Raw genomic sequence first — 18,344 nt, 5'->3', positions numbered from 1 at the left:
ATATACAACCGGATAGGTTATTTCTTGCTATCTAAATATTCTTTTCTTTCTTCGGCGGCCTCTTTTACCTCTTCTTGCACCTGCCAATCAAGGGAACGCTCGAATTGGATCGGGCGTAGTTTCTCTTGCAGGTATTGGAACGTGATGAATAAGCAAGGCACGATAAATAACAAAGCCAATGTACCGATCAACATACCGCCAACGGCACCGGTTCCCAACGAGCGGTTTCCATTAGCGCCTACGCCGTTGGAAACGATCAATGGCAGCAAACCGAATATCATCGTAAGAGCGGTCATCAAGATCGGGCGCAGACGAACCTTCGCCGCGCTAAGAGCGGCCGAGGTCAGGCTCATGCCGGACAAGCGGCGCTGGGTAGCGTACTCCGTCAATAAGATGGCGGTCTTCGCCAACAACCCGATCAACATGATCAGACCGGTTTGCAGATAAATGTTATTCTCCAATCCCATGAACTTGGCGAACAAGAAACTACCCATCAAACCCATCGGTACGGAAAGAATCACGGCGAAAGGAACAAGGAAACTCTCGTACAAGGCACTTAGGATCAAATAAATCATCAAGATACAGATACCGAAGATGATAATGGTCGTATTACTCTGCTGGTTCTCCTCACGGGTGATACTACCGAAGTCATACCCGTATCCTTTCGGGAGTGAGGTGGCCGCTGTCTCTTTTACCGCCTTGATAGCATCCCCGGAGCTATATCCATTGGCCGGTACGGCATTGACGGCGATCGAATTATACATATTGAAACGGGCTAAAGATTCGGCACCGTATACCTTGGTCAAGGTGATAAACTGACTAAGCGGTGCCATCTCGCCGTTCGACATGCGTACGAACGTATTATTCAAGGAGGTCTCATCCAGACGATATTTAGGATCGGACTGTATCATCACCTTATACACCTTCGAGAAGCGGTTGATATTCGACACATATTGCCCTCCGTAATAACCGGAAAGGGTTGATAGAACAGCATCCGGAGTGATTCCGGCCCGTTTGCATTTCGCCGCGTCCACATCCACGCGCCATTGCGGGTACTTGATATCGAAGGTAGAGTAAGCCGTAGCGATCTCGGGCCGTTCACGCAAGGCTGCGAGATATTGCTGGGTCGTGTTAAAGAAGGTCGTTAAGTCTCCACCGGCCTTGTCTTGCGTATGCATTTCCAATGCGTTACCCATACCATATCCGGGGATCATGGCGGGGGCGATGGCGAAAATCGTAGCGTCCTTGATATCTGCCGTACGGCCATATACCTGTCCGATCACGGCTTGTACGTTATCTTCCTTGTCCGGGCGCTCATCCCAATGTTTTAGTTTCAAGATGAACATACCGAAAGAGCTACCTTGTCCGGCCAGCAAACCATAACCGGAAACCTTGGAATAAGATTGAAGCTGTGGAATCTGGTTGATCCGTTGCTCGATATTCGTCATGATCTTGTTAGTCGTAGCCAAGGAGCTTCCGGAGGCCGTACTTACGTTGACAAAGACCGTACCTTGATCCTCATCGGGTACCAAGCTGGATTTTGTCGTGTTCATCAAGACGATAAGTAATACGATGGAGCATGCCAATAAAGACCAAGCCAGCCATTTCCGCTTGATAAAGAACAACACCCCGTGCTTATATTTCTTGATGACCGAATCGAATGCGGCGTTGAACGCCTTACGGAAACGTGCGGCGAAGTTATTCTTTTGGGTGCCGTCCTCGTTGATGTAAGGCTTCAATAAGATAGCGCAAAGCGCCGGGCTTAACGTTAACGCGTTAACGGTAGAGATACCTACGGCCGCTGCCATCGTCAAACCGAACTGCGTATAGAATGTACCGGATGTACCGCTCATGAACGATACCGGGATAAACACGCCCATAAATACCAATGAAGTAGAGACGATGGCGGATGTTAATCCTTTCATCGCGTCCATACTAGCCATATAAGAGGACTTATATCCAACGTCGAACCGAGCTTGGACTGCCTCGACGACAACGATCGCATCGTCCACCACCGTACCGATCACCAATACCAAAGCGAATAAAGTGATCAAGTTGATGCTAAATCCGGCGACCGTCATAAAGGCGAACGTACCGATCAAGGAAACTACGATCGCTACCAACGGAATCAGCGTAGAACGGATATCCTGCAAGAAGACATATACCACAAGGATAACGAGGATAATGGCCTCTATCAAGGTTTTTACAACCTCATGGATCGAGGCGTACAAGAAATCATTCGTACTCATCAATTTTACGACCTCGATACCTTTCGGGAAGTCTTTCGAGGCTTCCTCAAGAAAAGCGTCGATCTTATTATTCACCTCCGTGGCATTCGATCCGGCTGTCTGGAAAACCATACAGGAGATACCCGGCTTACCGTTTGTTTGTCCGATATAGGCATAACTCTCCTTTCCTAACTCAATGTCCGCTATCTCTTTTAGCTTCAATACCTCTCCATCCTCGGTGGAGCGGATCACGATATCGCCGAATTCCTCCGGAGTAAGCAGGCGTCCGCTATATTTCATGGTGTACTGATACGTCTCGTCCGAGTTCTCGCCTAAAGAACCCGTGGCGGACTCAATATTTTGCTCGGCCAACACGGAGGTCACGTCCGAGGGGATCAATTTGTATTGGGCCATAACGTCGGGCTTCATCCAGATACGCATACTGTAATCGCCACCCATAACCATCAACTCGCCGACTCCGGAGATACGGAGTATCTCTGGTTTTAGGTTGATGCTGATGTAATTACTGAGGAAGTTCTCGTCATAAGAACCGTCCGGGCTATAGAGCGAGAAGATCTGTAACATACTGGTCTGGCGCTTGGAAGTCGTGACACCCACTTGGGTAACCTCGGCCGGCAATTGCCCGGTCGCTTTCGATACACGGTTCTGTACGTTTACGGCGGCCATGTCCGGATCGGTTCCTTGTTGGAAATAGATCGTGATCGTGGCGGTACCGGAGTTGGTAGCCGTGGAGGTCATGTAGGTCATATCTTCCACGCCGTTGATCGCCTCTTCCAAAGGGGCTACGACACTCTTCTGCATGGTCTCGGCATTCGCCCCGAAGTAAGTCGTACTGACCATAACGGTAGGAGGGGCGATATCCGGATATTGTTCTACGGGCAAGGTGAAAAGCCCGATGATACCCGCAACCATAATCGTGATGGAAATTACGGCGGACAGTACGGGGCGTTCTATAAATGTGCTAACTTTCATTGTTCTTAATTTTGTTTTACTTCAATCGGTGTTCCTTCACGCAATAAACCTACGCCTTCGGCTACGATCACGTCGCCGCTATTCAATCCGGCGTTTACGATATACTCTTGTCCTCCGTTCACACGGGTCACTTCTACGGGGGCGGATTGCGTCTTGCCGTCCACTACCTTGAAGACAAATACCCGGTCTTGGATCTCGAACGTGGCGGCTTGGGGAATTACGACGCAGTTATCGTATGTAACCGGAATGATCACATTCCCGGAGCCCCCGCTATTCAATAATTGCTCCTCGTTCGGGAATGCGGCACGCAAGCTGACTGTTCCGGTGTTTTGATCGATAATGCCGCTGATCGTCTCGATCTTTCCCGTTTGGGGATAAAGCGATTTATCGTTCAGTTGAAGCTCTATCTCGGGCATATTCTCCAAGGCTTTGTCTTTCGAGCCGTATTGACGGGTCAAGGCCAATAGCTGATTCTCGGTCATGGAGAAATACACATACATCTCGGAATTGTCCGATACCGTGGTGAGCGGTTTGGGCAGGTTTGCGCTTACTAATGCGCCTACACGATAAGGCAGGGTTCCGATGACGCCGTTCGAGGGGCTTTTCACTTCCGTGTAAGAAAGGTTGTTACGGGCGTTTATCTCTTGTGCCTCCGCTTGGGCTAATTGGGCTTTTGCCGAGAGTAGAGTGTTGTAGGCGGTCTTTAGGTCGAACTCGGAAACTACTTTGTTTTTATACAATTCTTGTTTACTGTCGTAGGTCAGTTGCGCTGTCGCTACAGATGCCTTAGCGGCCTCTACGTTCGCAATGGCGGTGTTTAAGGCCGCTTGATAAGGAACTTGATCAATAATAAATAAGACTTGTCCTTTTTTTACACTCTCGCCTTCCGTTACGCAGAGCTTTGTAATAAAGCCGGATACTTGCGGATAAATATCGATGTCCTGTTTTCCTCGTATACTCGCCGAGTAATTATTGGATAAAGTTTTCTCCGAAGTGAATACGGTCATTGTCGCATACCCTGAACTTTGTTGGATTACAGGGCTTTGTTTACACCCAACAGCTACGATACACCATAAGGCGATCGCAGTCTTCATCAATCGATTTTGCTTTTTCATCTTAACTAATACCTATATTTTCGGATGCAAAGCTACTCGCTTATCGGCGAACCATTGTTTCCACAATGAGGCGATGATTGTTTATTTTGAGATGGAATGATCCGTTATATGCTAATGATCTCTTATATTCGCGGGCAAAATAGTAGACATATGAATCCATTTGAGATAGAGAGAGGAGAGTCGTTCATAATAGGCGATTCCGATTTGAGGGAGTTATTGGATCGTCCTTACAAGAGCGGATATGGCATGATCTTATTTTGCTATAAAGGAACGGCGAATATATCCGTCGATTTGAGCCGATGGGATATCCGGCGCAACACGGTGATCGTATTGATACCGGATACGATCCTGACGTTGAATGCGAGTAGCGAGGATTTCAAGGTACAATATATATCCTTTTCGAAGGTCTTGTTCGACGAGGCCGTATTCCGGCTGGATCCGCCCTTTTTCCGCTTCATAAAGGATAGCCCTTGCTATACGCATCCCGCCGATCAGGAGGAGACCATAAATGTGATCATCCGGCTGTTTTGGCTGATTTACATGGATCGGAATAACGTGTACCGTGATATGATCGTGAAAAACCAGTTGCAATGCTTCTTCCTTAATATGTATGATAAGACAAGGTACTCCTTTTCGAGCCGCCAGCAAAATGGGTGCAACCGTGGGGAGGAGTTGTTCCATAAGTTCATCAATTGCATCCATGCCCATTATCTCGACCAGAAAGAGGTCTCTTTCTATGCGAACGAGCTTTGTATCTCTCCCCGTTATCTCTCCACTATCACCCGGCAAGTGGCGGGCGAGTCGGCGAAGACCATTATAGACCGGCATATCATATTGGAGACAAAGGTGTTGTTGCGTACCACGGAAATGACCGTGCAGGAGATAACGAACCACTTGAACTTTCCCAGCCAATCCTATCTGGGACGGTATTTCAAGAAGCATACCGGGGAGTCACCCATAGAGTATCGAATGAAAAGGAAGTGATATGTCTTTTTGTAGATATGGTTGACTCTTAAAGAATCAACCATATCTACAAAAAGACACCATGGAAGTTTGTTCTTATAAAGCCGTGGAAGCCTTTTCCGTTTGCCCTTGATCGAACGTATCCGTGATTAAGGTAAGGGCACCATCTCCCGTCACGTTGCAAGCCGTACCGAAGCTGTCTTGCAAAGCGAATATCGTAAGCAATAATGCCGTTCCTGCCTCGTCGAAACCTAGAATAGCGATGATCAAGCCCAATGAGGCGAGCACCGTACCGCCCGGTACGCCGGGAGCGCCGATTGCGAAGAAACCAAGCAAGATGATAAATACGAGCATCGTCGTGAAGTCCGGCATACTTCCATATAATATTTGTGAGACGGTCAATACGAAAAACACTTCCGTCAAGATAGAGCCGCATAGATGGATGTTCGCGAACAGGGGGACAGTCACGTCGATTACTTCCTCTCGCAAAATCTTGCTTTTCTTGGCGCAGGTCAAGGCCGTGCCCAAGGTGGCGGCGGACGACATGGTGCCTAAGGCTGTCAAATAAGCGGGTCCGTAGTATTTCAATACGCCCCAGCTATTTTTCCGGGAGTAAATCGATGCGACTACATACAGTAAGGTCAACCAGATGTAATGGCAAATGATGACAATCAACAGGACGGATAAAAAGATAGGCAACTGCTTCGTAATCGCCCCCTCATAACTAAGAACGCAGAAATTCGCTGCGATGAAAAGCGGCAGGACCGGCATCAAGACCCGTTCTACCAATTTAAGTACCATGTTCTGGAATACTTCCAGCAACCTCTCCATCTCCTCGGATTTAACCCATGCGGTAGAAAGTCCCAGCATCACGGCCAATACCAATGCCGACATAACGCTCATCACTGGCGGAATCTCTAGATTAAACAACATGGGAGGGATGTCTTTTAGACCTTCCGAGGCGGTTTGAATATGCAAATGCGGTATTAACTCGTAACCCACAACGGCGCCAAAGGTAGCGGCGCCAACCGATGACAGGTATGCGATACTAAAAGCGAATAATAAGACTTTGGATGCGTTGCTTTTTAAGCGGGCGATGGATGGTGCCACGAATCCTAGAATGATCAACGGAACCAAGAAGAAAATAATCTGTCCCGTAATTTGTTTTATGATCATGACCGCTTTTAACACAGGCTCGTTTACGACAAGCCCAACCAGAAGTCCGATCAAGACGGCCAGTATCAACCGTACGATCGTGTTGGAAAGAATCTTTTTCAGCATATTCGGATGTTTTTATTTTTCAATGACAGCAAATATAAGATATTTTCTTGTGTGAATGGGTGAGTGGACAATTTTGATTACTTTTGTTTGATGAAAACAAGATCGTTGGTTTGTATTTTATAATCAAGTAATATGAAAAACATGAGACAAGCTTTACTGGTAGCGGGCTGTTTATTGGCTACCACTACGTTATTTGCCCAGACCGAGAAAGGGGATTGGGCTCAGTTTGGTCGTTACGCGGAGGCTAACAAGACCGTGAAAGTTCCTTCGAACGTGGTATTTATGGGGAACTCCATTACAGACGGATGGTGGCCGGCGGATTCGACCTTCTTTATCCAGAATAATTTCGTAGACCGTGGGATCAGCGGACAGACAACCTCGGAAATGTTAGTTCGTTTTCGCCAAGACGTTATTAATTTGAAACCGAAAGCAGTGGTAATCATGGCGGGTATCAATGATATCGCCCACAATAACGGCGTGATCGCTTTAGAGAACGTGTATGGTAACTTGGTCTCCATGGCGGAATTGGCGAAAGTAAATAATATAAAGGTGATTTTTTGTTCCGTGATGCCGGCATACGATTTTCCTTGGAGACCGGGTATGAAGCCGGCCGATAAGGTTATCCAGCTCAATAAGTGGATCAAGGAGTATGCGGATAAGAATGGCTTGACGTACGTGGATTATCATTCCGCCATGAAAGATGAGCGAAACGGATTGCCCGCTAACCTGTCGAAAGATGGTGTGCATCCGACCTTGGAAGGCTATAAGATCATGGAGAAGATCGTGCTGGAGGCCATTCATAAAACCGTAAAGTAAGCAGATGAGAAACTATTTATTGGCTTTATCTTGTTGTACGGCTTTATCTTGTTGTACGCAAGTGGAAGTTTCCGAGGTATATACGGCGGCGGCAGAGAACTCTTTACGTGCTCCGGCCGTTCCTTTGGTCACGATCGATCCCTATACAAGCGCATGGTCGTTTGCCGATCAATTGAATGATGAGTCGGTACGGCATTGGACCGGCCGTGATTATCCGCTTCTAGGCGGTATACGAGTAGATGGTAAGTCATACCGTTTCATGGGAATGGACGATATACAGGTGACCTCGGTGATCGGTACGGCCTCGGATGGCCTATGGGAGGCCGATTATACGATGTCTCAGCCTGCCGGTGATTGGTTCGCCGAGGCTTATGATCCGAAAGGTTGGAAGCGGGGAAAAGCCGCTTTCGGAACGGAAGATAATCCGAATCGTTCCACGCATTGGTCCGCAGGCGATATCTGGGTACGTCGTACGTTTGACTGGCCCTCGGATGTGCGCAAGGATGCTCTTTACCTCCAATATTCGCACGATGATAATATCGAGGTGTATCTAAATGGAAAGCAAATCGCCGTGGCAGGGAACGGTCTGGACTATGATTTGCTGAAAGAGATACCGGAAGCGGTGGTGGAGAGCTTGAAACCTACGGGTAACGTATTGGCCGCTCATTGCCGGAACAATGGGGGAGGCGCTTATGTGGATATGGGAATCATGCGGAAGGTGAAACGAGGAGATACGTTCGATGAGAAAGCGATCCAGAAATCCGTGAACGTGATGCCTACGCAAACATTCTACACCTTTGAGTGCGGTGGTGTAAGTCTGGACTTGATTTTCACGGCTCCCTTCTTGCTGAATGATCTGGAAGCTATGACTTCTCCGTTTAATTATATAACCTATCAAGTCCGCTCCATCGACGGTAAAGATCACGACGTGCAATTATATATGGAAGCCACGCCGCAATGGGCCGTGAATACGATCGATCAAGAGGTGACTTTTGAGAAAACGGAAACCCCTGATTTAATTTACCTAAAGACAGGAACAATCGATCAAGAGGTTCTGGCGAAAACCGGGGATGATGTACGGATTGACTGGGGATATTTCTATTTGGCTATCCCAAAGAAACCGGGAGTCTCCGCAACGATCGACGAGTATTATGCTACGAAGAAAGCTTTCATGACTACTGGTAATTTACCGGCTGGATCGCAAAGTATCTCTTCGGATATGCGTGAGCAAATGACAGTCCTCGCTTATACGGACCCGATCGGCAAGGTCTCCAAGGAAACCGTCTCCGGACATTTGATGATCGGTTACGATGATTTATATTCGATCCAGTATTTCCAAGACAACCGGATGCCTTATTGGAAGCACGACGGAAAGGTGGATATTCATCAGGCGTTCGAGAAAGGGGAGGCTGCTTACGAGGATCTGATGAGACGTTGCGATTCCTTTGATTCTTCTTTGATGAGCGAGACGAGCGCCGTAGGAGGGAAGAAGTACGCCGAGTTATGCGCTATCGCATACCGGCAGGCGATCGCCGCCCATAAATTGGTGACTGATAAAGAAGGGACTCTCTTATTCCTCTCTAAAGAAAATTTCAGCAACGGTTCTATCGGAACGGTGGATATAACGTATCCTTCCGCTCCTTTATTCTTAGTGTACAATACGGATTTGTTGAAAGGAATGATGAACCCTATTTTCTATTATAGCGAGAGCGGACTGTGGAAGAAACCTTTCCCGGCTCACGACGTGGGTACATATCCGGTTGCGAACGGTCAGACCTACGGTGGCGATATGCCCGTGGAAGAAAGTGGTAATATGCTTGTGCTAGCGACTGCCATAGCGGTAGTGGATGGTAATGCCGATTATGCCGCCCAACATTGGGAGGTTTTGACTACATGGGCGAATTACTTGTTGAAGGAAGGCCTTGATCCGAAGAACCAACTTTGTACGGATGATTTCGCCGGGCATTTCGCCCATAACACGAATTTGTCCATCAAGGCAATTATGGGAGTTGCCGGCTACGGGAAATTGGCGGAGATGTTAGGCAAGACGGATATCGCTAGGCAATATACGGAAGCCGCCCGTGAGATGGCCGCTAAGTGGGTAAAAATGGCAGATGATGGCGATCATTACCGCTTGACTTTCGATAAGCCGGGTACTTGGAGCCAGAAATACAACTTGGTATGGGATCGCTTGCTGGGCTTGAATATCTTCCCAAAAGAGGTTGCCGCTATGGAAATGGCTTATTACAAGACAAAGCAAAATAAATACGGTTTGCCGTTGGATAACCGGAAGGATTATACGAAGTCCGACTGGATTTTATGGTCCGCTTGTTTGACCGGATCGATGGAGGATTTTAATACGTTGATGATTCCGGTCTGGAACTATGCCAACGAGACGACTTCACGTGTTCCTCTAAGCGATTGGCATTTTACTTCTGATGGTACGCAACGAGGTTTTCAAGCCCGTTCGGTTGTCGGGGGATATTTTATGAAGATGCTGGAAAAGAAGCTAGGAAAATAATGTTATTCTAAGAAACAGAAGGGGGATGGCCTCCTTCCGTTTCTTAGTTTTGCGCATATGGATATTCACTGGGGGCGATGCCTGTGATCTTCTTAAATATAAGGCTGAAATACTGTACGTTCGGATAACCTAGTTGCCGTGCTACCAGAGCGGGAGTATTACCGTTTTTCAGTAGCATTGTCTTAGCCACACTCAACCGTTTGAACTGAAAATATTCCTCCAGCGTTTTGCCGGTCTCGAATCTTAACAGGTCGTTGAAGTAAGCGACAGAAAGATTCAGTTCTGCCGTACAATATTCGATGGTGGGTAGCTGGCCGTTCTCTAATTTGCCGGAAATGATATACTCGTCGAGGAGCCTTTCCAATTTCTCCAAGATAGCCTTGTTCTTATTCTCCCGGGTAATGAACTGTCGCTCATAATAGCGTGTACAATAATCCAATAATAATTCAATGTGGCGGGATAGAATGGTACCACTGTGTGTATCGATGGCATGGTGAAGCTCATCCTCGATGTTTTCCAGACAACACGTAACTTTGGCTGTCTCACGTTGGGAGAGATGTAGCGCCTCTTCCTTATTATAAGCGAAGAAGGTATAGTTCTTAATATGGTTGTCCAATGACGTGCGGAACAATAGGTCGGGATGGAACGCTAAAAGGTACCCTTTGTCGGGTAACGTATTATTCTCGCTCATACGGAAAATCTCACCGGGAGTAAGGAATACCATCGTAGCGTTGGAATAATCGTAATACTTACGTCCGCAACAATAACAACCGTCCGGGCAGTCTTCTATCAAGAGAATCGCATAGAACTCGAACTTTACGGCCTCTTGCTCTAGGTTCGGGCTCTCTAGATTGATGAGGCTTACTTGTGGGTGCAGCGTCTTGCATCCCAAGCACCGGTTACATTCATATACGGTCTTAATATCTAACATCTTCTTGAACACCTTCTATAGATTCGTTGATAGACCGATCTGCGCACGGTATTCACTTGGCGTGTATCCTACCCGTTTCTTGAATAGCCGACAGAAGTGCTGCGGATATTGGAAACCGAGGGATTATGCGATTTGGCTGACTGTGTCCGCCGTGTCGGAGATACGTTCTTTGGCTAGCTCGATTACTTTCTCTTGGATGTATTCCTGCGGTGATTTGCCGGTTTCCTTCTTGAACATGTCACCGAAATAGTTCGATGAGAGACAAAGCTTGTCGGCAAAGTATTTCACCGTAGGCAATCCGTCCTGTTCGGCGAGTGCACTTTCGAAATACTCATCCAATAGATTTTCGAAACGTGTCAGCACATCCCGGTTTGTCTTGCCTCGGGTGATGAACTGCCTTTCATAAAAACGCATACAATAATTAAGTAGCAGTTCGATATGGTTTACAAGTAAGGTTTTACTATGTTTATCCACGCCATGCTCCAGTTCCATACGGATAATCTTCAGGCAATCCATCACGATAGATCTTTCTTCTTCCGAGAGGTGTAACGCCTCGTTTACCTCGTAAGAAAAGAACGTATATTTCTTGATACTCTTTCCGAGTGACGTTCCACGCAGTAAATCGGGATGAAAAAGAATACCATGTGCGTTTACTTGGACTTTATCGGTGGTCGGGTTTGTTTCCGCTGTTTGCCCGGGGGCGAAGCAAACGATCGTGCCTTCTTGGTAATCGTATGTCTGGCGTCCGTATTTGATATCGCAGGCTTTCTCTAGTTTTAGATACAGCGCATAGATGCCGTAATTGAAGCGGATGAGATCTACACTACTCGTCGCTTTATTCAAATCTATGACACTGACAAGCGGATTTAGGGTTTCGAGGCCATATAGTTTGTTATATAGGTCTACACTATCTAAGTTAAGTATCTTATCCATAGCCGTACGTATTTAATCAATAATTTTGTATGCGAAAATAGAGGATAATTCATATATAGTTATAACCCTAATTACGGATTATATAACCATTGTTACGGATTATGTGTATTTACAGGTTTTCTGGCTGATTCCGCAAAACCTGTAATTGAGGTCATGACATCCGTAATTTATCTACAAAGGGATGCTATTTGAGCTTCTATCTTTGCCATCGTAAAAATAAACAAGGAACGACATGAAGAAGTCATTAAGAGAATTATGTACGGCAATAGCCATATGCTTTTGCGCTACGGGAAATCTGTTCGCTACAGACAATCAATTTAATACCGGTCATACAATGGACAAGAATTTGAATCTAACTAAGGAGTGGGATAAAGTATTCCCACAGAGTGACAAGGTGAGCCATAGTAAAGTTACTTTTCGTAATCGCTATGGCATTACGCTTGCCGCCGATATGTACAAACCCAAGCATGCGGATGGAAAATTGCCTGCTATCGCTATTAGCGGTCCGTTCGGTGCCGTGAAGGAACAATCCTCGGGTTTATATGCGCAGGAATTGGCGGAACGTGGATTTCTGACGATCGCTTTCGATCCGTCATATACAGGCGAGAGTGGCGGAGAGCCTCGTTATGTAGCTTCTCCCGACATCAATACGGAAGATTTCTGTGCGGCCGTCGATTTCCTTTCGACACGTGATGATGTGGATGCGGAACATATCGGTATCCTCGGTATCTGCGGATGGGGAGGCATGGCTCTTAATGCGGCGGCTATCGATACTCGTATCAAAGCGACCGTTACCTCTACGATGTACGATATGAGCCGTGTGAACGCTAATGGCTATTTTGATGCGATGGATACCGACGCACGTTATGAATTGCGCAAGCAACTCAATGAACAGCGTACCGCTGACGCAAAGTACGACTCATATGCCCTTGCGGGAGGCTTACCCGATACGTTACCCGACGATGCGCCCCAATTCTTGAAAGACTACTACGCTTATTACAAGACGAAGCGTGGTTACCACAAGCGTTCGCTCAACTCGAATGGCGGATGGAACAAGACCTCGGCTTTATCTTTCATCAATATGCCTATACTCTCGTATAGTGACGAGATTCGTAGCGCCGTATTGATTATTCATGGCGAGAAAGCGCATTCACGTTACTTCAGCGAGGATGCTTTCAAGAAACTGAAAGGTGATAACAAGGAATTGCTAATTATACCCGGAGCGAATCATGTGGATTTGTACGATCAGATGAATGTCATTCCCTTCGATAAGATTGAACGGTTCTTTGTAGAAAACTTCAAATAAGATCCATTATGCAACAGATAAAGAATATGGAATTTAGTGGTGAGCGCCCTTTGTTCGCCTCTCACGATTTACAATTAGACAATGTCGTTATTCATGCCGGGGAGTCGGCATTGAAAGAGTGTAGCAATATCATAGCCGTAGGCTGTCGTTTTGAGGGTAAATATCCGTTTTGGCACGTGGATGGCTTCACCATCAAGAATAGCCTGTTTACCGAAGGTGGACGTGCCGCGTTATGGTACTCCCAAAATCTAGTGATGACGGATACACGGGTGGAAGCCCCAAAGATGTTTCGGGAGATGGACGGTATCAGACTGGAAAACGTACAACTACCCAATGCTCAAGAAACCCTTTGGCATTGCCGGAACGTGGAATTGATAAATGTGCAAATAGATCATGCTGATTATTTATTTATGCACGGCGAGAACATTAAAATCCGGAACTACGCTCAAAATGGAAACTACTCGTTCCAGTATTGTAAGAACGTGGAAATCCGTAATGCGGTCATCAATTCGAAAGACGCTTTCTGGAATACGGAGAATGTTACCGTATACGATTCCGAGATTAACGGCGAGTACTTGGGGTGGCACTCGAAGAACCTGCGTTTGGTAAATTGCAAGATCTCGGGTACGCAGCCGCTTTGTTACGCCCACGATCTTATGATGGAGAACTGTACGATGGCAGATGATTGCGATCTAGCCTTTGAATACAGTTCCGTGCAGGCGACTATCAACAGCTCGATCCGTAGCGTGAAGAATCCCCGTACGGGAAGTATCACCGCCGAAAGTTATGGTGAGGTAATCCTCGACGAGAACATCAAGGCTCCGGGTAATTGCCAACTGAGGCTATGGAATGAACGTACTTGCTTTTCCGCATAAAGAATATGAGATATAACTTCGATGAAATAGTGCCTCGTACCGGTACGAACTCTTATAAATGGGATAGTGCCGTGGGCACGGATGTACTACCGATGTGGGTGGCCGATATGGATTTCCGTACGGCACCCGTTATTATCGAAGCTTTACGGCAACGTGTAGAACATGGTATTTTCGGTTATACCCAAGTGCCGGATGCATATTACGAAGCGGTGACAGGTTGGTTTGAACGTCGGCATGGATGGCAAATACGGAAAGAATGGATGATTTATACCTCCGGTGTTGTTCCGGCTATTTCCGCCGTTATCAAAGTGTTGACCGAGCCGGGTGATAAAGTACTGGTGCAGACTCCGGTTTATAACTGTTTTTTCTCATCCATCCGCAATAACGGATGTGAGATTATCCGCAACCCTTTGTCTTATGCCCATGATACATTCACGATTGATTATGAGGATTTGGAGAGAAAAGCCGCTGATCCGAGGGTAAAGGTCATGTTGTTGTGTAATCCTCATAATCCCGCTGGAAGGGTATGGACACGTGAGGAATTAAGTCATATCGGCGAGATATGTATCCGTAATGGTTTAACAGTCGTATCGGATGATATACATTGCGAACTCGTATTTCCGGAATATACTTTTACGCCGTTCGCATCTATCTCGGAAGAATTCCTACGGCATTCCGTGACATGCCTGTCACCTAGCAAGGCTTTCAATATAGCTGGATTACAGATCGCCAATATCGTGTGTTCCGATGAGAACCTACGTCGGAAGATAGACCGGGCAATCAATATCAACGAGGTATGCGATGTGAATCCTTTTGGTGTAATAGCTACCATAGCGGCCTATAATGAGGGAGAGGAATGGCTGTCGCAACTGATCGATTATTTATGGCAGAATTACTTATACATGAAAGATTTTTGCGGGAAATATCTGCCGGACTTCCCGATAACCTTGTTGGAAGGCACTTATCTCGTATGGATGGATTGCCGTAAGTTAGGTAAATCATCGGAAGAATTGGAGCACTTGCTGATCGAGAAAGCGAAGCTATGGCTCAATGCCGGAACGATGTATGGAGCAGAAGGCGAAGGTTTCATGCGTTGGAATATCGCTTGTCCACGTTCCTCGCTGATAAAGGGACTGGAACGGTTTAGGAATTTTGTAGGTAGTGGCTGTTAAAGAATAGTGATGATAGAAAACGAGAGAAGGGGAAAACAACAATTGCTTTCCCCTTCTTTCATATATCTCTCGCTAGATAAAAGATTCGTTTTACTCGATCTCGATGCTATGTTTTACCGGAGTAAGAATGAACGTGAACTCATAGTCGCCGTAAGGAATTTGATATTCCGGGAGTGCGATAGTTCCCCAGCTATTTACACAGCCCAATCCCATCTGCACCTTATCGAGACAAAGGTTTGTCAAGTCAGCTTCCTCTACTTCGGGAGAGTGTCTTTGATCCTTCCGGGCACCGTCATCCAAAGACTCGATCGTATAATGTAAAGCGGAAGCGGAGAATGGGGCAGAGGCTACAACCTCGATACCGTTGCCAGCCTCGTTCAGCATTTTCCACCAGCGGATATCCGATTTCGTTCCATTCTCTTGCGGACGGATATACGAATAGAATTGCTCATCTACGGTCTGGCGGTAAATAGCCAAGTCGGCGTTACCCTTGCGGTCGATATAATTCTCCACGGGACCACGGCCGTAGTATTCGATATTCTCGAATGATCTCGGCATCGGCATTTGCATACCGAAGCGGAACATGGGGGATACCTTGGCATTCTTGTCTGCTGTCATTTTCTGGGTAACCTTGATCGCACCCTTGTTATTGATCACGTACGTCAAGTTCAACTTGGCGGATACGGTCGGCATATCGTAAGCGGCCTCTACGATCACTTGCTTGTTCTCCATCCGTTGGTTAAGAGAAGTCAGCTTCATCTCCGGATTCTTCCATGCGGCGTACTTTTTCTGTAGGCCAGCTCCGAAATCATTGTCTGTCGGCGCGCGCCAGAAGTTAGGAGTCAAAGCCTCTCCTTCCTTGATCATGTCTTGGCCGTTTACCTCGTATTTGATCAGATAACCATTCTCTCGATTGAACTCGGTACGGAAACCACAACCTTCCACGATCAGGTAATTCGCATCGCTATCTTGTACGACTGGAGCCTTGGTTTCGATATTGGTTGTCTCCACGTTTTTCAATTCCATAGATGGAGCCTTGTATGGATTCAACGTCAGCTGATCCTTGGCTACGGTATGTCCGGCGGGTAATAAACCCTCACGGTTCTTCAGTTTATAAGATACATTCAGCAACCATTCCGTGCATTGGCAAGTCTCGCCTAGATCCAATCGGATTGTTGATGTTTGCTGGGGAGCTACTTTCAGGTCATCGACACGTCCGCTACGAACAACCTTGCCACCTTTCAGCATTTCCCATTCCAGATAATAAGCGGAAAGGTCACGGAAGAAATTCTCGTTGTACACCTTGATCTCACCTTTCGACAGATCGCCGGGGGTTGTCCAGATATCTTGGTAATAATACCCCACCTCGTACATATGCGGGTTCGGAACACGATCCGGGCTGATCAAGCCGTTATCGCAGAAGTTATTATCGCTAGCGTCGAACTTATTGAAATCGCCGCCATAAGCATAGATCATTTTCCCGTTCTTGCCGGTCCAGCGTACGGATTGATCCACGAAGTCCCAGATGAAGCCTCCTTGATATTTCGGGTATTTACGGATCAAATCCCAATATTCCTTGAAACCACCTTGAGAGTTACCCATGGCATGGGCGTACTCACATTGTATCAAAGGCTTTTGCATGGAGTTGTCCTCGCAGTATTTAGCGCAATCCTCGTAGTTGTAATACATCGGGCAGAAGATATCTGTCTTTCCGGTCTTTCCGGCCTGCTCGTATTGTACGGCACGGCTGGGATCCTCGTTTTTGATCCAATCGTAAGCGGCCTCGAAGTTAGGACCGTATCCCGCCTCGTTACCCAAGGACCAGAAGATTATACTCGGATGGTTGAAACCACGTTGGACGTTACGTTGGTTACGTTCCAGATGCGCTTTCTTATAAGATGGGTTCTTGGCTAACGTTTCCTCGCCGTATCCCATTCCGTGAGACTCTACATTGGCCTCGGCTACGACATAGATACCGTATTTATCGCAAAGATCGTACCAGAAGTTATCATCCGGGTAGTGGCAGGTACGAACGGCGTTCAAGTTGAATTTCTTCATGATCTGTATGTCCTGTATCATGCGTTCACGTGAAACGACATAACCGCCATCGGGATCCATCTCGTGACGGTCGGCACCCTTGAAAAGAACCGGTTGCCCATTCACGAGTATCTGGGCGTTCTTTAATTCGATCTTACGGAAACCTACTTTTACAGGGATTACTTCGATTGTTTTGCCTCCCTCTTTTAAAGTAGCCCGTAAAGTATATAGATAAGGAGTCTCCGCAGTCCATTTGTGGGGAGAGGAGACTTCTATCGTCGTGCTGACCTTTCCGGAAGCGTTCAAGGATTGGGTAGCGACAGCTTTATTCTGGGCATCCAATAGTTCAAGCTCTACCGTACCTTTACCCTTCATGGTCAGGTTGACAGCCAACGAGCCATTTTGGTATTGAGCGTCCAGATCCGGAGTCACACGTATATCGGCGATCTGTTGCTTTGGGTTACGGGCGTATAAATAACAATCACGTCCGACACCGCTGTAACGGAAGAAATCTTGGTCTTCCAGATAAGTGCCATCACACCAGCGGAATACTTGGAAAGCGATCAGGTTTTTTTGTCCGGGTTTCAAGTAAGGAGTTAAGTTAAACTCCGCTTCCAGCTTGCTATCTTCGCTATAGCCTACGTACTTCCCGTTTACCCACAAATACATATTGGAGGTAACGGAGCCGAAATGGGCGATGATCTCTTTTCCGTTCCAGCTGGCAGGAACCATGATCTCACGACGGTAGGAACCCACATGGTTATTAACGGTAGGGACCTCGGGCGGGTTGTTCTTGAATTGCTCACGCCAAGCGTAACCAACGTTTACGTAGAGAGGATCTCCATATCCGTTCAGTTCCCATACACCGGGCACAGGCATATTGTTCCATCCTTTGTCGTTGTAATCGGTCCGCCAGAAATCGGTAGGACGAGCGTCAGCGTTCTTTACCCAAAAGAATTTCCAAGGACCGTTCAAGGTCATGAAGTTCTGGGATTGTTCCTTGGCGTCCTTCGCTGCCACCTCGGCGGTCTCGTAGGCGAAGAAATTGGCGTGCATCGGGGCACGGTTTACGGCGTTGACCTCGGGGTCTCGCCACTCATTCGACTGGGCTACCGCTGTGAAAGCCAAAGCGGCAAACAGTCCGGTCATAAGTTGTCTTTTCATGCTATTATA

General features: G+C 47.0%; 11 protein-coding genes and 1 pseudogene. 6 read left to right on the top strand and 6 right to left on the bottom strand.

Going from position 1 to position 18,344, the window contains the following annotated elements; translation table 11 throughout:
- Window positions 1-17: 17 nt before the first annotated feature.
- Together DWX84_RS03780 and DWX84_RS03775 are read right to left on the bottom strand one after the other, a co-directional pair.
- Window positions 18-3,221, bottom strand: a complete 3,204-nt coding sequence (locus tag DWX84_RS03780) for an efflux RND transporter permease subunit (protein WP_008772236.1) — start codon at window positions 3,219-3,221, stop codon at window positions 18-20.
- Window positions 3,222-3,226: 5 nt separating this feature from the next.
- Complete coding sequence (locus tag DWX84_RS03775; RefSeq protein ID WP_008772235.1) at window positions 3,227-4,336, bottom strand: efflux RND transporter periplasmic adaptor subunit; 1,110 nt, start codon at window positions 4,334-4,336, stop codon at window positions 3,227-3,229.
- A gap of 150 nt (window positions 4,337-4,486) precedes the next feature.
- Here DWX84_RS03775 and DWX84_RS03770 point away from each other — a divergent pair, with 150 nt between their 5' ends.
- A complete protein-coding gene (locus DWX84_RS03770) occupies window positions 4,487-5,320 on the top strand; it encodes a helix-turn-helix domain-containing protein (RefSeq protein WP_005857181.1) in 834 nt (277 codons plus the stop codon).
- A gap of 75 nt (window positions 5,321-5,395) precedes the next feature.
- Here DWX84_RS03770 and DWX84_RS03765 read toward each other — a convergent pair whose 3' ends face one another.
- Window positions 5,396-6,580 carry a dicarboxylate/amino acid:cation symporter gene (locus DWX84_RS03765; RefSeq protein WP_122297243.1) on the bottom strand — a complete coding sequence of 395 codons (1,185 nt, stop codon included), beginning with the start codon at window positions 6,578-6,580 and terminating at the stop codon, window positions 5,396-5,398.
- 132 nt (window positions 6,581-6,712) lie between these two features.
- Here DWX84_RS03765 and DWX84_RS03760 point away from each other — a divergent pair, with 132 nt between their 5' ends.
- Window positions 6,713-7,396, top strand: a complete 684-nt coding sequence (locus DWX84_RS03760) for an SGNH/GDSL hydrolase family protein (protein ID WP_048927255.1) — start codon at window positions 6,713-6,715, stop codon at window positions 7,394-7,396.
- A gap of 4 nt (window positions 7,397-7,400) precedes the next feature.
- Window positions 7,401-9,917 (top strand): glutaminase domain-containing protein, encoded by a 2,517-nt coding sequence (locus DWX84_RS03755; protein ID WP_048927256.1) that lies wholly within the window; start codon window positions 7,401-7,403, stop codon window positions 9,915-9,917.
- Between the two features lie 43 nt (window positions 9,918-9,960).
- Here DWX84_RS03755 and DWX84_RS03750 read toward each other — a convergent pair whose 3' ends face one another.
- Complete coding sequence (locus tag DWX84_RS03750; protein WP_048927257.1) at window positions 9,961-10,848, bottom strand: AraC family transcriptional regulator; 888 nt, start codon at window positions 10,846-10,848, stop codon at window positions 9,961-9,963.
- A gap of 15 nt (window positions 10,849-10,863) precedes the next feature.
- Window positions 10,864-11,781: pseudogene (locus tag DWX84_RS03745) on the bottom strand (helix-turn-helix domain-containing protein).
- Between the two features lie 232 nt (window positions 11,782-12,013).
- Here DWX84_RS03745 and DWX84_RS03740 point away from each other — a divergent pair.
- From DWX84_RS03740 to DWX84_RS03730, 3 genes are read left to right on the top strand one after another with little or no spacing between them, the layout of a single operon-like run.
- The gene (locus DWX84_RS03740; RefSeq protein ID WP_048927258.1) at window positions 12,014-13,087 is read left to right on the top strand and encodes an alpha/beta hydrolase; all 1,074 of its coding nucleotides are present in this window, start codon (window positions 12,014-12,016) and stop codon (window positions 13,085-13,087) included.
- Window positions 13,088-13,095: 8 nt separating this feature from the next.
- On the top strand, window positions 13,096-13,962 hold the full coding sequence (locus tag DWX84_RS03735) for a DUF3737 family protein (protein WP_005862587.1): 867 nt from the start codon (window positions 13,096-13,098) through the stop codon (window positions 13,960-13,962).
- A gap of 5 nt (window positions 13,963-13,967) precedes the next feature.
- A complete protein-coding gene (locus DWX84_RS03730; protein ID WP_005862585.1) occupies window positions 13,968-15,134 on the top strand; it encodes a MalY/PatB family protein in 1,167 nt (388 codons plus the stop codon).
- A gap of 90 nt (window positions 15,135-15,224) precedes the next feature.
- Here DWX84_RS03730 and DWX84_RS03725 read toward each other — a convergent pair whose 3' ends face one another.
- Window positions 15,225-18,335: a glycoside hydrolase family 2 TIM barrel-domain containing protein gene (locus tag DWX84_RS03725; RefSeq protein ID WP_048927259.1), complete on the bottom strand. Its 3,111-nt coding sequence runs from the start codon at window positions 18,333-18,335 to the stop codon at window positions 15,225-15,227.
- Window positions 18,336-18,344 lie beyond the last annotated feature (9 nt).

The organism is Parabacteroides sp. AF21-43 (assembly GCF_003635435.1).
GTDB lineage: Bacteria > Bacteroidota > Bacteroidia > Bacteroidales > Tannerellaceae > Parabacteroides > Parabacteroides distasonis.
Note: the sequence above shows the minus strand (reverse complement) of the source record. Positions and strands in the feature narration are given on the sequence as shown.